The sequence below is a fragment of the Plantibacter flavus genome, from assembly GCF_051487245.1.
Lineage (GTDB): Bacteria > Actinomycetota > Actinomycetes > Actinomycetales > Microbacteriaceae > Plantibacter > Plantibacter flavus_B.
Genome location: NZ_JAHVDH010000005.1, coordinates 321061 through 339459, shown reverse-complemented (window position 1 = coordinate 339459; position 18399 = coordinate 321061). Strand labels below are relative to the sequence as shown.

General features: G+C 68.9%; 15 protein-coding genes. 8 read left to right on the top strand and 7 right to left on the bottom strand.

The features are described 5' to 3' along the window. Nucleotides 1-2: 2 nt before the first annotated feature. The 4 genes from KXS11_RS14555 to KXS11_RS14540 all read left to right on the top strand — a co-directional run bounded on the left by KXS11_RS14555 (nucleotide 3) and on the right by KXS11_RS14540 (nucleotide 5586). Nucleotides 3-938 (top strand): NAD-dependent epimerase/dehydratase family protein, encoded by a 936-nt coding sequence (locus KXS11_RS14555; protein WP_437386323.1) that lies wholly within the window; start codon nucleotides 3-5, stop codon nucleotides 936-938. Next, a complete protein-coding gene (locus KXS11_RS14550; RefSeq protein ID WP_437386322.1) occupies nucleotides 935-2119 on the top strand; it encodes a DegT/DnrJ/EryC1/StrS family aminotransferase in 1185 nt (394 codons plus the stop codon). Before KXS11_RS14555 ends, KXS11_RS14550 begins: the two co-directional genes overlap by 4 nt. A gap of 150 nt (nucleotides 2120-2269) precedes the next feature. Further along, the gene (locus KXS11_RS14545; RefSeq protein WP_437386513.1) at nucleotides 2270-3070 is read left to right on the top strand and encodes an HAD family hydrolase; all 801 of its coding nucleotides are present in this window, start codon (nucleotides 2270-2272) and stop codon (nucleotides 3068-3070) included. After that, on the top strand, nucleotides 3067-5586 hold the full coding sequence (locus KXS11_RS14540; protein ID WP_437386321.1) for a glycoside hydrolase family 65 protein: 2520 nt from the start codon (nucleotides 3067-3069) through the stop codon (nucleotides 5584-5586). Before KXS11_RS14545 ends, KXS11_RS14540 begins: the two co-directional genes overlap by 4 nt. A gap of 79 nt (nucleotides 5587-5665) precedes the next feature. Here KXS11_RS14540 and KXS11_RS14535 read toward each other — a convergent pair whose 3' ends face one another. After that, nucleotides 5666-6766, bottom strand: coding sequence for a glycosyltransferase family 4 protein (locus tag KXS11_RS14535; RefSeq protein WP_437386320.1), 1101 nt, complete (start codon nucleotides 6764-6766; stop codon nucleotides 5666-5668). Nucleotides 6767-6837: 71 nt separating this feature from the next. Here KXS11_RS14535 and KXS11_RS14530 point away from each other — a divergent pair, with 71 nt between their 5' ends. Further along, on the top strand, nucleotides 6838-7845 hold the full coding sequence (locus KXS11_RS14530; RefSeq protein WP_437386319.1) for a glycosyltransferase family 2 protein: 1008 nt from the start codon (nucleotides 6838-6840) through the stop codon (nucleotides 7843-7845). A 25-nt stretch (nucleotides 7846-7870) separates the two neighbouring features. On the opposite strand, the gene KXS11_RS14525 is transcribed toward KXS11_RS14530, so the two are convergent. From KXS11_RS14525 to KXS11_RS14515, 3 genes are read right to left on the bottom strand one after another with little or no spacing between them, the layout of a single operon-like run. Continuing rightward, a complete protein-coding gene (locus tag KXS11_RS14525) occupies nucleotides 7871-9145 on the bottom strand; it encodes a hypothetical protein (RefSeq protein WP_437386318.1) in 1275 nt (424 codons plus the stop codon). Between the two features lie 7 nt (nucleotides 9146-9152). Beyond that, nucleotides 9153-9998 carry a glycosyltransferase family 2 protein gene (locus KXS11_RS14520; protein WP_437386317.1) on the bottom strand — a complete coding sequence of 282 codons (846 nt, stop codon included), beginning with the start codon at nucleotides 9996-9998 and terminating at the stop codon, nucleotides 9153-9155. 29 nt (nucleotides 9999-10027) lie between these two features. Next, nucleotides 10028-10615, bottom strand: coding sequence for an acyltransferase (locus tag KXS11_RS14515; protein WP_437386316.1), 588 nt, complete (start codon nucleotides 10613-10615; stop codon nucleotides 10028-10030). 190 nt (nucleotides 10616-10805) lie between these two features. Here KXS11_RS14515 and KXS11_RS14510 point away from each other — a divergent pair, with 190 nt between their 5' ends. Both KXS11_RS14510 and KXS11_RS14505 read left to right on the top strand, forming a co-directional pair. Next, complete coding sequence (locus KXS11_RS14510; protein WP_437386315.1) at nucleotides 10806-11873, top strand: glycosyltransferase family 4 protein; 1068 nt, start codon at nucleotides 10806-10808, stop codon at nucleotides 11871-11873. Then, the gene (locus KXS11_RS14505) at nucleotides 11873-12976 is read left to right on the top strand and encodes a glycosyltransferase family 4 protein (RefSeq protein WP_437386314.1); all 1104 of its coding nucleotides are present in this window, start codon (nucleotides 11873-11875) and stop codon (nucleotides 12974-12976) included. The genes KXS11_RS14510 and KXS11_RS14505 overlap by 1 nt, the downstream gene beginning before the upstream one ends. A 352-nt stretch (nucleotides 12977-13328) precedes the next feature. On the opposite strand, the gene KXS11_RS14500 is transcribed toward KXS11_RS14505, so the two are convergent. Together KXS11_RS14500 and KXS11_RS14495 are read right to left on the bottom strand one after the other, a co-directional pair. Continuing rightward, complete coding sequence (locus tag KXS11_RS14500) at nucleotides 13329-14534, bottom strand: hypothetical protein (RefSeq protein ID WP_437386313.1); 1206 nt, start codon at nucleotides 14532-14534, stop codon at nucleotides 13329-13331. Next, complete coding sequence (locus KXS11_RS14495; RefSeq protein ID WP_437386312.1) at nucleotides 14531-15460, bottom strand: polysaccharide pyruvyl transferase family protein; 930 nt, start codon at nucleotides 15458-15460, stop codon at nucleotides 14531-14533. The genes KXS11_RS14500 and KXS11_RS14495 overlap by 4 nt, the downstream gene beginning before the upstream one ends. A 188-nt stretch (nucleotides 15461-15648) precedes the next feature. Here KXS11_RS14495 and KXS11_RS14490 point away from each other — a divergent pair, with 188 nt between their 5' ends. Further along, nucleotides 15649-17094: a sugar transferase gene (locus KXS11_RS14490; RefSeq protein ID WP_437386311.1), complete on the top strand. Its 1446-nt coding sequence runs from the start codon at nucleotides 15649-15651 to the stop codon at nucleotides 17092-17094. 23 nt (nucleotides 17095-17117) lie between these two features. Here the strand turns inward: KXS11_RS14490 and KXS11_RS14485 are convergent, their stop codons facing one another. Next, nucleotides 17118-18395: an O-antigen ligase family protein gene (locus KXS11_RS14485; RefSeq protein ID WP_437386310.1), complete on the bottom strand. Its 1278-nt coding sequence runs from the start codon at nucleotides 18393-18395 to the stop codon at nucleotides 17118-17120. Nucleotides 18396-18399 lie beyond the last annotated feature (4 nt).

The window sequence follows — 18399 nt, the reverse complement described above, 5'->3', positions numbered from 1 at the left end:
GGGTGCGCGTCCTCCTCACCGGTGGCGCCGGCATGCTCGGTTCGAGCATCGCCGAGGCCTGGCCGACGCTGCGCGCTGCCGATGAGCTGATCGTCGCGACGCGTGCCGACGCCGACCTCACCGACCGTGCGGCCGTGGCCGCGCTCATCGAACGCACGGCACCGGACGCGATCGTGCACACGGCCGCGAAGGTCGCCGGCATCCAGGCGAAGCTCCAGCGCCCGACGGACTTCCTGCTCGACAACCTCCTCATCGACACCTCGGTGATCAGCGGGGCAATCGACGCCGGGGTCCCGGAGCTGCTGTACATCTCGAGCGCCGCGATCTACCCGGAGGGGCTGGCACAGCCGATCGGGGAGTCCGCGCTCCTCACCGGGACGCTCGAAGGCGCCAACGAGGGGTACGCGCTCGCCAAGATCGCGGGTACGAAGCTCTGCGAGTACGCGAGCCGCCAGCACGGCTACGCCTATCGCGCGGCCGTGCCGTCGAACCTCTACGGCCCGGGCGACGACTACACCCACGGCCAGGCGCACCTCATCGCCGCAGCACTCGGCAAGGTGCACGCGGCAGTGGTCGGCGGGAGCGACGAGGTCGAGGTCTGGGGAGACGGTACCGCCCGACGCGAGTTCACCTTCACGCCCGACCTCGCGTCCTGGTTGGTCTCCCAGCTGGGCTCACTCGCCGCGTGGCCCGTCACCCTGAACCTCGGTCCGGGCGTCGACCACAGCATCACCGAGTACTACGAGGCCGCCGCCACCGCCACCGGTTTCACCGGACGCTTCCGCTACGACGCCTCGAAACCCTCCGGCGTCCACCAGCGCCTGCTCGACTCCGCCGCGGCCCGCGCCCTCGGCTGGAACCCCACGACCCCGCTCGCGGACGGCGTCACCGCCAGCTACCGCGCCTACCTCGCAGCTCAGGAGACCAACACACCATGACCGACATCTTCGACTCCGGGTTCCCGCTCGCCACGTCCTCCTGGGACGAGGCGGAGTACGCCGCCATCCAGCGCGTCGTCGACAGTGGGCGTTTCACCATGGGACCCCTCGTCGCACAGTTCGAACGGGACTTCGCGGAGGCCTTCGGGGCCGGGTTCGGCGTCATGGTCAACTCCGGGTCGAGTGCGAACCTCATCGCGATCGCGGCCGCCGTGCTGGACGACCGCGTCGACCTGGCCGCCGGTGACGAGGTCCTCGTCCCCGCCGTGTCGTGGGCGACCACCTACTACCCGCTCCAGCAGTACGGACTCGTCCCGAGCTTCGTCGACATCGACGTCGACACCCTCAACATGGACCTGGCGCTTGCCGAGGCGGCCATCACGCCGCGCACGAAGGCGATCTTCGCCGTCAACCTCCTCGGCAACCCGAACGATTTCGCCGCGCTCACGGCGCTCGCCGAACGCCACGGGCTGCTGCTCATCGAGGACAACTGCGAGTCGCTCGGTGCCAAGGACGACGGCCGATTCGCGGGCACGGTCGGTTCGATGGGCACGTTCAGCGCCTTCTTCTCCCACCACATCTCCACGATGGAGGGCGGGATGATCCTGACGGATGACGAGGCGACGGCGCAGATGCTCATCTCGCTGCGCGCCCACGGCTGGACTCGTGGCCTGCCTGCCAAGAACGCCGTGCACGACAAGTCGGGCGACGACTGGGACGACCTCTTCCGCTTCGTCCTGCCCGGTTACAACGTGCGTCCCATCGAGATGTCCGGTGCCATCGGGATCGAGCAGATCAAGAAGGTACCGGCCCTCATCGCCGGTCGCCGTGAGAACGCCGCGTACTGGACCGAGAAGTTCGCGGATCTCGACACGGTGCGCATCCAGCGAGAGCAGGGGGAGAGCAGCTGGTTCGGCTTCTCGCTCGTTCTCGAGGGTTCGCTCGCTGGTCGGCGCAAGGAGCTCGTGCGGGCGTTCGCCGAGGCCGGTGTCGAGTCTCGCCCCATCGTCGCGGGCAACTTCACGAAGAACCCCGTCATGAAGTACCTCGACGCCAGGGTGCCGGCCGAACTGCCGGCCGCCGACAAGATCCACGAGGACGGCCTGTTCGTCGGGAACCACCACTTCCCCGTCCACGCGGGAATCGACCGCGTGTACGACGTGGTGGCAAAACTCTCCTAGGCTGGGTGCGTTCGGCCGGAAGGCTCCGGCCGGCAGATTCCGTTCCACCGTCCACCTCTTCCCCCCAACCGATGAGGACTGTGCACCGTGACCCAGCCGACCCCCACCCCTTCCACCGGTAGCCTCGACCTGCCTGCCGCGGCCGAGCGCCTGCTCGGTCTGCGGGCGGTGCTGTTCGACCTCGACGGCGTCATCACCCCGACGGCGGAGATCCACATGCACGCGTGGGCGAAGCTCTTCAGCGCCTACCTCGCATCACGAGGCGACACCTCGCCGTACACGGACGACGACTATTTCGCGCACATCGACGGACGTCCGCGCTACGACGGCGTCCGGGCGATGCTCGCGTCGCGTGGCATCGTCCTCCCGGAGGGTTCACCGTCGGACGCGCCAGAGCTCGACACCGTGTGCGGCCTCGGCAACCGCAAGAACACCGTCTTCACCGCGGTGCTCGAGGAGGACGGCATCGCCGCCTACCCCGGGTCGCTCGCCTTCCTCGACGCGGTGGTGGCTGCAGGACTCGACGTCGCAGTCGTGTCGAGCTCGAAGAACGCCGAGGTCGTGCTCACCGCCGCCGGTCTCCGAGACCGCTTCGACGTGGTCATGGACGGCGTGGTCGCGGCTCGCGAGGGCATCGCAGGCAAGCCTGCACCCGACACCTACGTCGAGGCCGCCCGGCTGCTCGGTCTGACCCCTCGGCAGTGCGTCGTCGTGGAGGATGCCCACTCGGGCGTCGAGGCCGGCCGACGCGGCGACTTCGGGCTCGTGCTCGGCGTCGACCGCGGTATCGGCGCACAGGTGCTCCTCGACGCCGGTGCGGACATCGTCGTCGACGACCTCGACGAGTTCATCGCACCGCTTGCGGAAGCGGCCCGAACACCGAGGCCGGATCCGGCAGACCCACAGACCCCCACAGACCCCCACCACGACCTTTCCGAGGACCACGCATGAACCACATCACCAGCGATCCCCTCGACCGCCACCGATTCCCGCTCGACGAGTGGGCGCTCGTCGAAACCCGGGTCGAACCGGCTGACGAGGGCACGACCGAAACGCTGTTCGCGCTCGGCAACGGATATCTCGGGCTCCGCGGCAACGTCGACGAAGGTCGCGACGGCCACGTCCACGGCACCTTCATCAACGGCTTCCACGAGACCTGGCCGATCCGCCACGCCGAGGAGGCCTTCGGCTTCGCCCGGGTCGGCCAGACCATCGTGAACGTCCCGGACGCGAAGGTCATCCGGTTGTACGTCGACGATGAGCCGCTCATCCTCAACGAGGCGGACCTGCTGAGCTTCGAACGCCGCCTCGACTTCAAGACGGGTGTGCTCAGCCGTGAGCTGGAGTGGCGCACCCCCTCCGGCAAGCGTGTCCACATCCGTTCGCGCCGCATGGTCTCGTTCACCGACCGTCACCTCGCGGTGATCGACTACGAGGTCACGCTGCTCGACGCCGACGCCTCCATCGTGCTGTCCAGTCAGATCATCAACCGCCAGGACCGCCAGGACGACTACCTCGCGAACGCTCCTGAGGCCGGCATGGGCGACCCCCGGAAGGCTGAGTCGCTCACCGAGCGCGTGCTGCAGCCTCGGTACAAGCTCATCGACGGCGGGCGGGCGATGCTCGGCTACCAGACGACGAACTCCGGCATGACCATCGTCGCGGGTGCCGACCACACGATCGAGACCGAGAACGAGTACGCGGTCTCGACCCACATCGAATCCGACCTCGCGAAGCACGTGTACACGGTGCGTGGCCGGGCCGGCGTGCCGACGAAGATCACGAAGATCATCAGCTACCACACCTCGAACGCCGTGCCCCCGAAGGAGCTCGCCGACCGGTGCGCGCGAACCCTCGACCGCTCCGGCGAGAACGGCGTCGAGTCCGCGCTCCGCAACCAGGAGCTCTGGCTCGAGGACTACTGGCTCCGCTCGGACGTCGAGGTCCACGACCAGCCGGTCATCCAGCAGGCGACCCGCTGGAACCTGTTCCAGCTGGCGCAGTCGACGGCCCGCACCGACGGTGGTGGCGTCGCCGCGAAGGGCGTCACCGGCTCCGGCTACGGCGGCCACTACTTCTGGGACACCGAGGTCTACGTCCTCCCGTTCCTCAGCTACACGGCGCCGCTCGTCGCGCGCAACGCCCTCCGCTTCCGGCAGAACATGCTCGAGGCGGCTCGGGCGCGTGCGACCGAGCTCAACCAGCAGGGCGCGTTGTTCCCGTGGCGCACCATCAACGGCCTCGAGTCCTCGGCGTACTACGCCGCCGGGACCGCGCAGTACCACATCGACGCCGACATCTCCTATGCACTGCGCCAGTACGTCGCGGCGACGGGCGACGAGGACTTCCTCGCCCGTGGCGCCGTCGACATCTTCGTCGAGACGGCCCGCATGTGGGCCGACCTCGGTTTCTGGCGTCAGAACGGTAGCGACTCGTTCCACATCTACGGGGTGACGGGGCCTGACGAGTACACCACGGTCGTCAACGACAACCTCTACACGAACGTCATGGCGCGGTCCAACCTGCTGTCGGCTGTCGAGGCCGTCGAGCGTCTCCGTGAGGACGACCCGGCGTCCTACGAACGCATGGTGTCGCGGCTGTCGCTCGGCGTTGACGAGATCACCGAATGGCAGCGTGCCGCGGAGCACATGCACATCCCGTTCGACAAGCGGCTCGGCATCCATCCGCAGGACGCGCAGTTCCTCGAGAAGGAGCTGTGGGACCTCGACCACACGCCGCCGGAGCACCGACCGCTCCTGCTGCACTTCCACCCGCTCGTCATCTACCGCTTCCAGGTGCTGAAGCAGGCCGACGTCGTCCTGGCGCTCCTGCTGCAGGGTGACCACTTCACCGACGAGGAGAAGCTCGCGGACTTCGACTACTACGACCCGCTGACGACGGGCGACTCGACCCTGTCGGCGGTCGTGCAGTCGATCATCGCCGCCGAGGTCGGATACCAGCGCCTCGCGCTCAAGTACTTCTGGTCGGCGCTGTTCGTCGACCTCGCCGACCTCCACCGGAACACCGCGGACGGCGTGCACGTGGCGTCGACCGGCGGTGTGTGGAGTTCACTCGTCCTCGGCTTCGCCGGCATGCGCGACCACGGCGGCATCGTGTCGTTCTCGCCGCGCCTGCCCGCCGATTGGAAGGGCATCACGTTCCGGCTCACGCTCAAGGGCACCCGCGTGCGGATCTCCGTGCGCCGCACCGAGATGCGTTTCACGATCGAGGAGGGCGACCACGCGGAGTTCCTCGTCGGCGGTGGCACGGTCGTCGTCGACACGGGCACCACGGTGACCGTGCCGCTCGACAACCAGGGGCCGCACCTCGTCGGTGAGCCGAGCGCGAGCGACATCGAGGGCAGTCGTCGTGCCGACGGATCGCTCATCACGGTGTCGATGCCGACGATCGCGCTGGGACCGGCCGACACGGAGTCGATCCCGGTGATCCAGCCGCAGTCGGAGTAGCGGCTCCGCCCGGCGACAGGCTCAGGGACCGGTCCTCGGTCCCTGAGCCGCCCGGGTTCCGTGAACTCGTCGAAGGGGGTCAGCGAGCGGGCGCGCGCAACGCCGCCCGGAAGCTCTCGAGGGTCCCGGTGGCTGCCCGCTCCCAGGAGAACTGCTTCGCGCGCTCGACGCCTGCCGAGGCGAGGGCGGCCATTCGTTCGGGCTCGGTCATGGCGGTCCGCATGACGCCCGCGATGCTCTCGAGGGAGTTCGGGTCGAGGTAGAGCGCGGCGTCGCCGCAGACCTCGTGGTACACGGGGATGTCGCTCATCATGACCGGCAGGCCGACCATCATCGCCTCGAGAGCCGGCAGGCTGAACCCGTCGACGAACGACGGCATGGCCATGATGGTCGCCCGCTCGTAGAGCGAACCGAGTTCCTCGTTCGACAGCCAGCCCTTGAGGTCCACCCAGTCCTGCATGCCGGTCTCGGCGACGACCGCCGTGAGCGGGTCCTCGCCGTGGCTGCCGGTGATGACGAGCCGCGGGCGGACGTCCTCGCCGAGCAGCGGCAGCGCTCGGATGAGGCTCGCCCAGTTCTTGTGCGGGCGTCGGTTCCCGGTGGCGAGCAAGAACGGTGCCGAGGTGTCGGGGCGGCGTTCGCCGATCTGGGGTCGAGTGCCGGCGAGTGGGACGAGGTCGATGCGCTCCCGTGGAACGTGCAGATACTTCTCGATCTCGGTCCGGGAGACCTCGCTGATCGTGAGCACGCGTGCCGCATTGCGTGAGGCGAGGCGCTCCATGAACTTGACCGGTTCCGTGTAGAGCGGCGTCGTCATGAGTTCGGGGTTCGACCAGTAGAGCATGTCGTGCATCGTGACGACGGTCGGCATGGAAGACCGAGCCGGCCCGAGCGTCGCGGGGGAGTGGATGAGGTCTGCACCGTGACGTTTGGCGTGCCTGGCAACCTGGAACAGCTCACCGAACGCCCAGACGAAGCGGTTCTCGCCGCTGATCCCGGTGTCGACGACCTCCCCGGGGAACCACGAGCGGTCGAGTTGATACCCCTCGCGGCTGGCGAGCCCGATGAACTCGAACTCGCTGCCCTGGCGGCCGATCTCGCGATACAGCTCGCGGGCGTAGGTCTCCATTCCCCCCTTGGTGCCGGTGTACGAGAGCAGGTCGACGGCTACGCGGGGCATAGTCATCGAGACTACCAGCGGGCACCTCCGGCTAGGCTGGTGGGTGGTCCGACGAGCGGTGAGGAGCGACCATGCCCCAGACCCCGAGCGATGGACCGGCCCCTGTCGACGAGCGAGTGTCCGTCGCGCTCTGCACCTACAACGGCGCGGCGTACGTGGAGGAGCAGCTGCAGAGCATCCTCGCGCAGACAGTGCTCCCGGGCGAGATCGTCGTGAGTGACGACGGGTCGACCGACGGCACGGTCGAACTCGTTGAACGCATCGTCTCGTCCTCCCCGGTGCCGGTGCTGGTCAGACGCAACGCGCGCGCGCTCGGCGTCACGCGGAACTTCGAGAGCGCCATGCGTGCGACCCGCGGCTCGTTCATCGTCCTGTCCGATCAGGATGACGCCTGGCACCCGGAGCGGCTCGCTCGTGCGCTCACCGAGTTCGCCGCACGACCGGAACTGCAGCTCGTCTGCTCCGACGCCCGACTCGTCGACGGCGCGGGGGCGCCGCTCGGTACGACGCTGTTCGGGTCGCTGTCCATCGGAGACCTGGAGCGGTCGGAGATCGCCGCAGGGCGCGCGTTCCCGATCCTGCTCCGGCGGAACCTCGTGACCGGCGCGACGGTGATGCTCCGACGTGAGGTGTTCGAGACGGCTGTCCCGTTCCCTGCGCCATGGGTGCACGACGAGTGGCTCGCGATCATCGCCGCTGCCCGAGGGCCGATCGCCCTCCTCGACGATCAGCTCGTCGACTATCGGCAACACGGTGCGAACCAGATCGGCGTCGCCGAACCGACCCTCGGCTACAAGCTCCGTCGTCTCACTGAGCGAGGTCGCCAGCGCAACCGCGACATCGCCGATCGGATCGCCGGGTTGAACGAGCGTCTCGACGTGCTCGGCGACGGCGCCCCGTTCGCCACGCCCGACGCCGTGCGTGCGAAGCTCGACTTCGAACGCTTCCGTGCCGCGCTCCCCGCGGCCCGCTGGAGGCGGATCCTGCCCGTCCTCCTGCGTGCGCCGCGCGGCGAATACCGGAGGTATGCGAGCCAGGGCGTCCTCGACATCGCACGCGATCTGCTGCAACCCGCCTGATCGCGTCCCGCCGGGAGCAGCTCGCTCAGCTCGCGCCGAGCCCCGCGACGATCAGGGCTGACGCGCCGGTGACGGCCAGGACGATGAGCGCGCTGCGCCACGGTGCCGAGCGTCGCGCTGCGAGCAGGAGGAGGAGCATGACCACCACCTCTCGGCCGAGCACCAGCCACGCCGCAAGGTGGAGGTCGGTGAGCGCTGCGAGCGCGATCGGGATGCAGAGCACGACTCCGACGGCTTTGATGGGGCCGGCGAGGTGCATCCGCGCGTCGAGCTGCAGGATCGCGGTCATCGTCCAAGCGATGACGGAGGGGAGCGCGCCGAGTGTGAGGATCGGCACGAGCGAGATGGCGGGGTCCCAGACCGCAGGCAGGATCGGTTGCGCGACGAGGAACGTCGCCGTGATCGTGCCTGCTGCCGCCACGACGGTGAGGAGGATGGCACGGCGCAGAGCCCGATCGGCCAACGGGGCGAGCGGCACCCGATCGTCGGCCGCGCGCGCGGCCACGAGGGCGGGTCGGATGACGTTGACGGCGGCGATGGCGGCGGCGTCGCCGAGGCTGCGCGAGAGCGTCAGTGCGAACGAGTACTGCCCGAGGGCTGCCGTCCCGGCGAACGAGCCGATGCCGACGCGGTCCCCCTGACCCTGGCCCCAGCCCAACGCGGCGAACACGACCGTGTGGAGGTAGTCCCGGCGGACCCGCCCGCGCTCCGGGTCGGGCTTCGGGGCCGGCGCGGCGACGTTACGGGCCGCACGCCGACACAGGAGCGCGAAACCGATCTCCGCCACCGCAGCTTGCAGTGCACTCGCGAGCAGGGACTGCGTGAGGACGAGTGTCGGCAGGCTGAGGAGCAGCGATCCGCCCGATGCGACCGCCTGGGCGCGTGCGATGCTCGACCAGGAACCGGCGGCCTGCAGGCGGAGCAGCGCAGGAAGCCCCAGCGACGCGGCGGCGGGAACGAGCACGAAGGGGATGAGGGCCATGACCTGCATGAGGAGCGTGGCGGGCTGCACAGCCGCCAGCACGACGATCACGCCTGCGAGGGCACCACCGCCGAGCAAGCTCGACCAGCGACGGAACCGTGCGATGAACCGGTCGCCCGAGGGCGACCCGAGGTGCAGGAGGGCGACCTGGCGGGCAGCGACGTCGCTGACCGTCTGCACGAGCGCGAGGGAGAGGATCATCCAGGCGTAGAGCCCGACGATGGCCGGATCGAGCATGGCGGCGAGCGCGAACATGATTCCCGCGGACGCGAGCCGTGGCAGGAGCCGTTCGGCGAAGGAGAGGGCGAGGTGCGTCATGGGGTGCTCACAGGTAGAGGGTTCGGGTGCGGATGCTCTCGCGAAGCCGTCCGTACCGCCCGGCCAGACGCTCGACGGCGTACCGGCGACGCAGGCTGCGCGGCGTGCTCGTCGCGATGATGCCCAGGCAGGCGAAGAGGGCGAGGACCGCTCGGAGGGTCGAGGAACGGGGCATCCCGTGTTCGCCGTGGGCGCGGTAGAGGCGCACGAGTCCGCGGCCGTACGCCACGAACTGCCGTGCGGCCTGGCGGATCTCCGGCCGGAGCGCGTACACGATGAGGGCATCCGCGACGAGCACGGTCGGATATCCCGCGCGGTGGGCTCGCCAGAAGAAGTCGGTCTCGTCTCCGCCGCCGACGAAGCCCTCGTCGAAGCCGTCGACGCGAACGAACACCTCGCGCGTGAAACCGCAGTTCGCGCCGATCGGTGACGGGATGTCGTGGCCGACGAAGTACAGCTCACGCTGGCTCGAGACGAGCGTGCCGTCGGGGAGGACGCGGTCGACGCTCCCTCCGACGCAGGCTGCGCCGGATTCGAACGCCGCATGGTGGGCTGCCAGCCAGCCGGGTTGGACGACGTCGTCTGCGTCGCAGAGGAGGATCCGCGAGCCCGTGGCGGCACGGACCCCGCAGTTGCGTGCGTGGTTGATGCCGGCGCGCCCGGAGGCGTCCACTCGTCGGACGGCGGGATGTTCAGCGTGGTAGCGCTCGACGAGGGCTCGCGTGCCGTCGGTGGAACCGTTGTCGGCCACGACGATCTCGAAGGGTGCTGCGCAGGCCTGCGCCAGGAGCGCGTCGAGCTGTGCTGAGAGGGTCTGCTCGCCGTTGCGGCAGGGGATGACGATCGAATACATGAGGATCCTTCGCTCGGGTGGGACGGGGGTCAGGCGCGACGGAAGTCGGCGGGGACGTCGAACTGCGAGATGGTCGTCGCCGCAGATCCGGCGACGAGGGAGCCGGCGGGCACCGAGCGCGTCACGACGGCCCCCGTGCCGACGACCGAGCCGCGGCCGATCGTGACTCCGGCGAGGACGGTCACGCCCGCGGCCAGCCAGACGTCGTCCTCGATGATCACGGGTGCGATCTTCACTGCCTGGCCGGGGCGGACACCGTGGAAGCCCGTGTCGTAGATCCGGGTGTTGTCGCCGATTGAGACGCGGTCGCCGATGGTGACCGAGCGCTCGGCGTGGATGCAGACGCCCTGATTGATGAAGACCCGGTCGCCGAGGCGCAGGGTGCCCTCAGGCCCGGTGGAGAGGAATGAGCGTGCGGTTCGAGCACGCGACTTGAACCGTGTGCCGACCACGAGCGTCCCTGCGATGTCGAGTCGTGGCGAGCGGCCTTCGAAGATCGCGAGGCTGGCGCTCGTGCCGGCGAACCACCAGAGACGGCAGGCCGCCGTTGCGAGACCGATGGCGTTCGCGAGGAGCTTGTGGAGGAGGAGCAGCTTGCGCCTGATGGGTTGTGGCATGGTCGTTCGCTTTCGTGAGGTGGTCTGCGGAGGAAATGATCGGCGTCGGGTACGGGGCCACGAGGGCACAAGTGAAATTCTAATATTTTTTAGGGCTTGAATCAAGCACATGTAATGTTTTACACTTCAGTTGTGCGGTTCCGACTCGAGAACCGACCCGAACAATCCCTGCTGACCCGAAAGGCAAGCCATGACGACGACCGTGCTGCACGTGACCGAGTGCTACGCCGGGGGAATCCCCGTGGCCATCGAGGCCTATGTCCGGAACTCGCCGCCCGAGGTCGAACACCACCTCCTCGTGGAACTGCCCGATGGTGTGACGATCGACGACGAGGTGTTCCGTCCCTATCGTTCGGTGACCCAGATGGGCTCCGGCTCGGCAGGTGTCGTCGCCGCCATCCGACGGACGCGCCGGCGTATCGGCGCCGATGTGGTCCACGCGCACTCGAGCTTCGCCGGCGCGTACGCGCGGGTCGCCCTGCGCAACTCACCGCGGACGCGCATCGTCTACACCCCGCACTGCTACGCGTTCGAGCGCACGGACGTCCCCGCCATCGGACGCGGCGTCTTCCGCGCGATCGAGTGGTTGCTCTCCTTCAACGTTGGAACGATCGCCGCCTGCTCCGAAGGAGAGGCGGCGGCAGCCCGGCGCCGCGGCCCACTCAGCCCGCGTGTCGTCTACGTCCCGAATGTCCTGTCCCACGCTCCTGACCGTGCGCGCCGTCGTTCCGCCGCCGACGATGCGCCGCTTCGGATCACGAGCCTCGGGCGGCTCGCGCCGCAGAAGGACCCGGCGCGCTTCGCCGCCGCCGCTTCCGCGATCCGCGAACGGGGAGTCGATGTCGCCCCCGTCTGGATGGGCGACGGCCGCGCAGCCGACGTGACCCTGCTCGAGGGGCACGGGGTGGAGGTCACGGGCTGGATTCCCCATCCCGAGGTGGCTGAGCGCCTCTCCGAGAGTGATGTCTACCTGCACACGGCAGCCTGGGAGGGGTTCCCGCTCGCCGTGCTCGAAGCTGTGCAGTCGGGTGTCCCGACCCTGGTCCGGCGCATCGACGCGTTCGGCGAGCTGCCCGACGCCCTCACGATCGAGGCTGGGCTCGAAGCGATGATCTTCAGTCGGCTGGCAGGCGCTGAGGTCTTCGCCGCCTGGTCGGAGGCGAATCTCTCACTGTGGGCTCGTCAGCTCCGGAACCACACCCCCGAACAGCAGACCGAGGCGCTGGCCGACGCGTACCGAGTGCCGGTGACGGTCTGATGCGCGTCGCCGTCATCCAGTGGGGCCGCACCGGCGCCGGTCCGCTGTTCGCGCTCGAACTCGCCGAGGCACTCCACGCTGCGGGCGAGCACGTCGTCGTCTCCTACTCCCTCGACGCCGAGATCGCCGACCGCTTCCAGCATCTCGATGCCCCGAGCTTCGGGCTGCGCACGTACACCGACAAGCGCGGTGCGCTCCTCGGGCTGCCCCGTCTGCTCAGTCAGTCCCTGCGTCTCGACCGCTTCCTGCGAGATCACGACGTCGACGTCGTGATCGTCGCGATGGAGCACCTCTGGCAGGGCGTCGCGGCACCGATCTTCCGGTTCGGGGGCCGCCGAACGCTCCTGTGCGTGCACGACGCGACCATGCACCCCGGCGACTTCTCACGGCTCGAGCACCTCTTGCGGCGATCCGAGCGGCGATCCGCCGACGGCGCCCTCGTGTTCTCCTCGCACGTCGCGTCGTCGCTCCCCGCCGGCGGCGCGTTCACCTCCGACCGGATCTGGCAGAGCGTCCACGCCGCGTATCGCGTCGACGCGGACGACCTGCGTGCACGGGCGCTCGATGCTGAGCCGCCTGTCATCGGCTTCTTCGGCAGACTCTCCGCTTACAAGGGACTCGATCTCGGGGCCCGTGCCATCGCCGAGCTCCGAAACCGCGGGAGACGCGTGCGTTTCCGTGTCGTCGGTTCCGGCTCGAGTGCGGTCGTCGACCACCTCGACCATGTCGACGACGACGTGCAGAACCGCTGGGTCGACCAGGACGAGATCGCAGGTGTCGTCGGCGGTTTCGACCTCGCACTCCTGCCGTACACCGAGGCGAGTCAGTCCGGCGTCCTCGCGTACGCGATGGCGCTCGGCGTGCCCTCGATCGTGACACCGGTCGGCGGTCTCGCCGAGCAGGCGGTGGAGTCGGGTTCGGCGGTCGTCGCTCGTGACCTGAGTCCGGAAGCGCTCGCAGACGCCATCGAGGCGCTGCTCGACGACCCGGCCGCCTATCGGCGGCTGTCAGAGGACGGGATCGCCGCCTCGACCGGCGTGATGTCGTGGGCGAGGGTCGCAGCGGACACTGCTGCGGCCGTCGAGGAACTCACCCGTCGTTGACCCTCATCCGCACTACGACGTCAGACGCGCCCCGCTTACGAGCGGGGCGCGTCTGACGTCTGGGTGCGCGTGGGTCTGGCCTGGCGTCGTGGCGCGGGTGGGTCTGGCCCGACGACGTGGCGCGGGTGGGTCTGGCCCGACGACGTGGCGCGGGTGGGTCCGGCCTGACGACGGGGCGCCTCGGCCATCCGTACAGGGCGCCAGAGGGCGTATCCGTCGGCGGAGCCGGAGAGACCTCCGCGTCCGTGGTGCTGGTCTGCACCCCGGGAGCGGAGGTCTTCGCCCTGACCTGCGGGCGCACGGTGACGGTCTCATGCCGTCGCTGAGTGGTGGAGACCGGCGCGAAGGCCGCTCAGCGCGGAGGAAGCTCGTCGGCGCTGCGGCGCATCGGCAGGAGTTCGCTGGCTGTGCGGCGCAGCGACAGGATGAGGCACACCACGACGGGCAGCATCGGGGTGAGGTGCCGGAGGAAGGACCCGTAGTCGGGTTCGAAGATGGACTGGACGAGCAGCAGCGCCATGACGGCGGCGAGGAGTCGGTTCTGGAAGGGCGTGAGTGCTGCCGTGCCGGGGGCCTGCCTGCGGCGGACGACACTGACGGTGACGACCACCGAGGCCCACATCGCGATGAGCAGGACCGCGACGATCAGGTAGAGGGCGCCACCTTTCAGCATCAGCGGGAGCGGCACGAGGAAGGAGGCGAAGATGAGGAGGCTGTTGATGAAACCGAACACCGGCCCGCTGCCGTCGAGGAACCGTTCGATGAGTGTGTTCACGCCTTCTGTGCTGCGGAACTCGTTGACCGAGAGTCGGTAGTGGTCGAGGTCGACACCGAGTGCTGCCGGGAAGACGACCGCGAGCGCCGCGTAGATCATCAGGATCATCGCGAGGGTGACGATCCAACCGCGTCGCAGGCTGAGGGTGAGCCGGAGCACGACGTAGGCGACTGCCACGACGAACCAGTAGGACCGGAAGTTCGCTGCGTAGACCAGCATCGCGACAACCGGCAACACCTCCGAGACGAACCCGCGCGACCGCCGCAGCAGGATCACGGCGACGACCGCCAACGTGAAGAGGTCTTTCGTGTATGCGCCCTGGTAGATGGCGCCGAGTGCGACACAGCTGACGATGATCGCCCAGTCGCCCCATCGAGCCGTCGCGGAGAACCGTCCGCTGATCGACATCGCGAGCACGGCGAGATAGCTGCCCAAACCGAGGAGCGGCGCCAGGAGTCGGTTGTCCGCAAGCCCCAGCGCGCGGTAGAACCCGGCGATGCGTTGGAACGAGTCGTCCGCATCCGTGAACCCGCCGGTAGCGACCGCGATGATGGTCTGCTCGTCGTTGGCGAAGTAGTGCGGGAGTCCGGGCTGCCCGGCGGCGACCCACGCCAGGGCGAGGAGGGAGCTGAGGACGAAGATGGTGGTGCCCGTGATCTGCGTGTCTCGCAGACGCCGCTCCGCCCACGTCGCCGGCGACCCGAGCGGGGTGGGGCGGCTGGTCGGCGGGCGAACCGCCCGGTCGATCGCTGCACGCCGTCGGGTCGGCGCAGTCAGGGTCATGATCGCAGTGCCTGAGCGGCGTGTTCGAAGGTGAGGAGCGGCTGCGTGTCGCCGAACCAGGTCTCGGCGTAGCTCGAGAGCTTGCGGTTGTTGTTGTCGATCGCGATCACACGCCGACCCATCTGGAGGCCGATGAGCATCGCGTGCAGGCGATCGGTCACGATGGTCTCGCTCTGGGCGATGAGGTTGACCGCGGCAGCGAACCGTCGCTCGGCTCGCCGCATCCACGCCTCGTGTGTACGCTCCATCAGCGGCTTGATGACGGGGTGTCGGTTGGCCCGCCACCCGAGCCACTCGTGGGCCCGGAGGTCGATGGGGTCGTTGGGCCAGTCCGCGCTCGGCGCAGTGGCGAGCGCGCCCGTCGTCTCGTCGTCGGTTCTGGCGATCACGAGGCGACGCATCGTCGGCTCTGGAGCGACGATCGGGCCGAGGAGGTGGACGGCGTCCGGCGAGAGGCTCAGGTCGGCGACGTCGTCGCGCAGGAGCTTGTAGGAGGCTTCGTCGCGGACCGCGACGCGCAGGAGCGGTCGCGAGGCGAACCGGCGGACGAGTTCGCGCCGATCTGCATCGCTCGGGAAGACGACGGACTGTGGTGCCTGGATGAGCAGCGTCTCAGCGTGCAGCTGTTCGGCGAGGGCGTAGCGGGATTCGCTCAGCACGGGGTAGAGGCCGCCGAGGTTGCCACCGCCCTGGATGAGGACCGGGACCGTGGATGTCGTCAGTCGTCGCGGCATGCTGCCAGCGCTCGACGTCGTGTGCACCGTGATGCCGTTGTCCTTCCAGAACTTGGCCTGTCCAAGCGCGATCGCCGAGTCGCCTGAGTTCTTGTGGTCGGGGAACTGCGTGTAGTGCAGCTCGGTGACGCCGCGGTGCAGCTGGGTGAAGGCCGCTTCAGCGCGACTGCGCATGGTCTCGATGTAGGACATGGTGCTCCGTTCGGATGGGTTCGGGTGGTCGATGCGACAATCTGCGTTTCACAATGTCTGCATCTATTATGCTAATATATCGGATGTCACCACGGTGATCAAGGTCGGATTTCCCACCACGCACTGATCGGTGCGGGTGTCCCTCCGCTCGACGCGAACCCGACCGCGCGTCAGGAAGTCAGATCGTCATGCCGTTCATCGAAGCCCGCCGTTCCTGGGAGCGCCGGTTCGCCCGCGCCATCCTGTTCGCCGACCTCACCGCGATCCTGCTCGCCCTCGGGGGGACACAACTCCTCTGGTGGGACACCTACTGGAGTGGCGCGATCACCTTCGACGGCGTCTTCGGCACGTTCGTCGTCGGATACCCCGTCGTCACGCTCCTCCTCGTCGTCGCGTGGTGGGCGCCGCTCTGCGCTGCCCGCGCACGGCATCCGCGCGTCCTCGCCGACGGCTGGGCGCCCTACCGTCGCGTCATCGGCGCGTCCGCCGGCGTCTTCGGAACGTTCGCCGTGTGCTCGTACCTGCTGAAGCTCGAGATCGGTCGGAGTTTCCTCCTGACCGCGCTGCCCCTCGGCATCGTCCTCCTGATCGCGATCCGATGGGTCGCGCGCCGCAGCCTGCGGAAGCGACGCCGCGACAGCCGTCTCGTCTACCGCACACTGCTGGTCGGGGATCGCGACAGCGTCGTCCACGTCGCGCAGCGCGTTCGCCGCGGCGGATGGGCCGGGCACCAGGTCGTCGGCGTCGTGACGCCCGGCATCGTCGACGACGAGGAGCTCGCAGGCGCACCGGTGCTCGTCGGTCGTGCTTCAGTTCTGGACGCGGCCGTCGAAGTCGGGGCCGACACCGTCATCATGGCCGGCTCGGACGAGCTCACACCCGCCGTGCTGCGGCGCCTCGGCTGGGACCTCAGCGAGCGCGGGGTGAAGCTCATCCTCGCTCCGACCCTGACGGGCGTCGCCGGCACCCGCCTTCACCTGCAACCGGTCGCCGGTCTCCCGCTGCTGCACGTCGACTTCCCAGAGCTGAGCGGCGTCAAGGCGATCGCGAAGCGCACGTTCGACATCATCGCTTCCGCCGGCATCCTCCTCGCGCTCTCGCCGATCATGCTGGTCGTCGCCCTGGCGGTCAAGCTCAGCGGCCCCGGAACCGTGCTGTACCGGCAGGAGCGGATCGGACTGCGCGGCGAACCGTTCAGCATCCTCAAGTTCCGATCGATGTCGGCGGGCGCCGATTCCGGTGCGGCTCTGGCAGCGCAGCAGAACGCGGGCGAACTCCTCACGAAGGACGAGCACAATCCGCTCGTCACCCCCGTCGGCCGGATCCTCCGGAAGTACTCGCTCGACGAACTGCCACAGCTCCTGAACGTGCTCGGCGGGTCGATGAGCCTTGTGGGGCCACGGCCGCACCGCGACTGGGAGGTCGAACGGTACGACATGCTCGCGCAGCGTCGCCTGCTCGTGAAGCCCGGGATGAGCGGTCTCTGGCAGGTCAGCGGGCGTTCCAGCCTGTCCTGGGACGACTCGGTCGACCTCGACCTGTACTACGTCGAGAACTGGTCCGCGGCTGGCGATCTGAAGATCCTCGCCCAGACGTTCAAGGCGGTGATCGCGCCAGGCGCCGACGCCCGATGATCCGTCGACCGGCGCCGGTCGGATCAGCGCTCGGGGAGTTTCCGACGCCAGCTGAGTCCACCGGCGCCGAGGACGGCGCACACGACGAGCAGGAGCCAACCGCCACTGGAGAGCAGGCTGCTCTCCGCCGCGCCTGAAGCCAGCAGGGTCACGACGATCAGCGCTGCCCAGACATGGACGACGCTGCGGCGGTTCGCTGCGATCATCCAGGTGCGAACGAGAGCCAGGCCCGCGAGGACGAGGAACAGCACGAGTCCGATCAGCCCCAGCTGCAGGTACACGTCAAGGTAGGCGTTCAGCGCGGACGGGTTCGCTCGGCCGAGCGCTTCGTCGATGAGCCGGAACGGTATGGCGTCGGCGACCCATGGGCCACTCCAGCCCCACCCGTTCAACTCGTTGCTGGCGAGTCGCTGCAGCGTCTCCTGCCAGAGGGCGTACCGCTGCTCGATCTCGGCGCCGAGACCGAACATGCGGAACACCTCGGCTCTGAGCACGTAACTCGTCAGTGCACCGCTGACGAGAACAGCGAGGAGGACGAACTGCCAGACGCGTCTCGCCTCCGGCCGCAGTTGCCGGAGCCCGTAGAGCACGGCGGTGCCGACGCCGAGCGCCCCCGCGAGGAGGGCGACGCTCGGCGAGCGCGTGCCGAGCAGGAGACCGACCGCGAGGGCGATCGAGCCGATCGTGAGGCCATGGCGGACGGAACGGGTGCGCCATTCCACCACGAACGTCACGAGGCCGAGGAGCGCCGCGATCCCCAGCGCGCTCCGCGAGCCGAACACCCCCTCGAGCGGCCCACCGAAGGCGAGGTTGCCGCTGATGCCGAGGAACGGAAGCGGCATGTCGATGAGCACCCCGCTCAGCACCTCGAGCGCGAGGGACGCACCGAGCAGCGCGCGCAGGGCGTCGCCCGTCGCCCGGACCACCTGGATGGTGTCGCGGGTGAGCGCGACGACGATCGCGATGAACGCCCACGCCAGCTGTGCGGCGACGGCCGGGACCGTGATCATGGGCGACACACTCCACACGACCGACGCCGCACTCCACCCGAGGAACAGCAGCACTGAGATCGGTAGCAGTCCCCGCCACTCGATGATCGGGAGCCGCGCGAGCAGGATGCCGGTACCGATGAGCACGAGCCCGACCACCATGGCGCTGAAACCTGCGGAGCCGATGAGGCTCGTGATGAGGTGCTCGCCGAAGGCCGTGCCGATCGAGATCGTCGCGAACGCCGCCGCGAGCGGGGCGGAGGACAGCACGCGCGCGGCGCGCGCGAACGCGTCGAAGTCGGCTGCTCTCACCGGG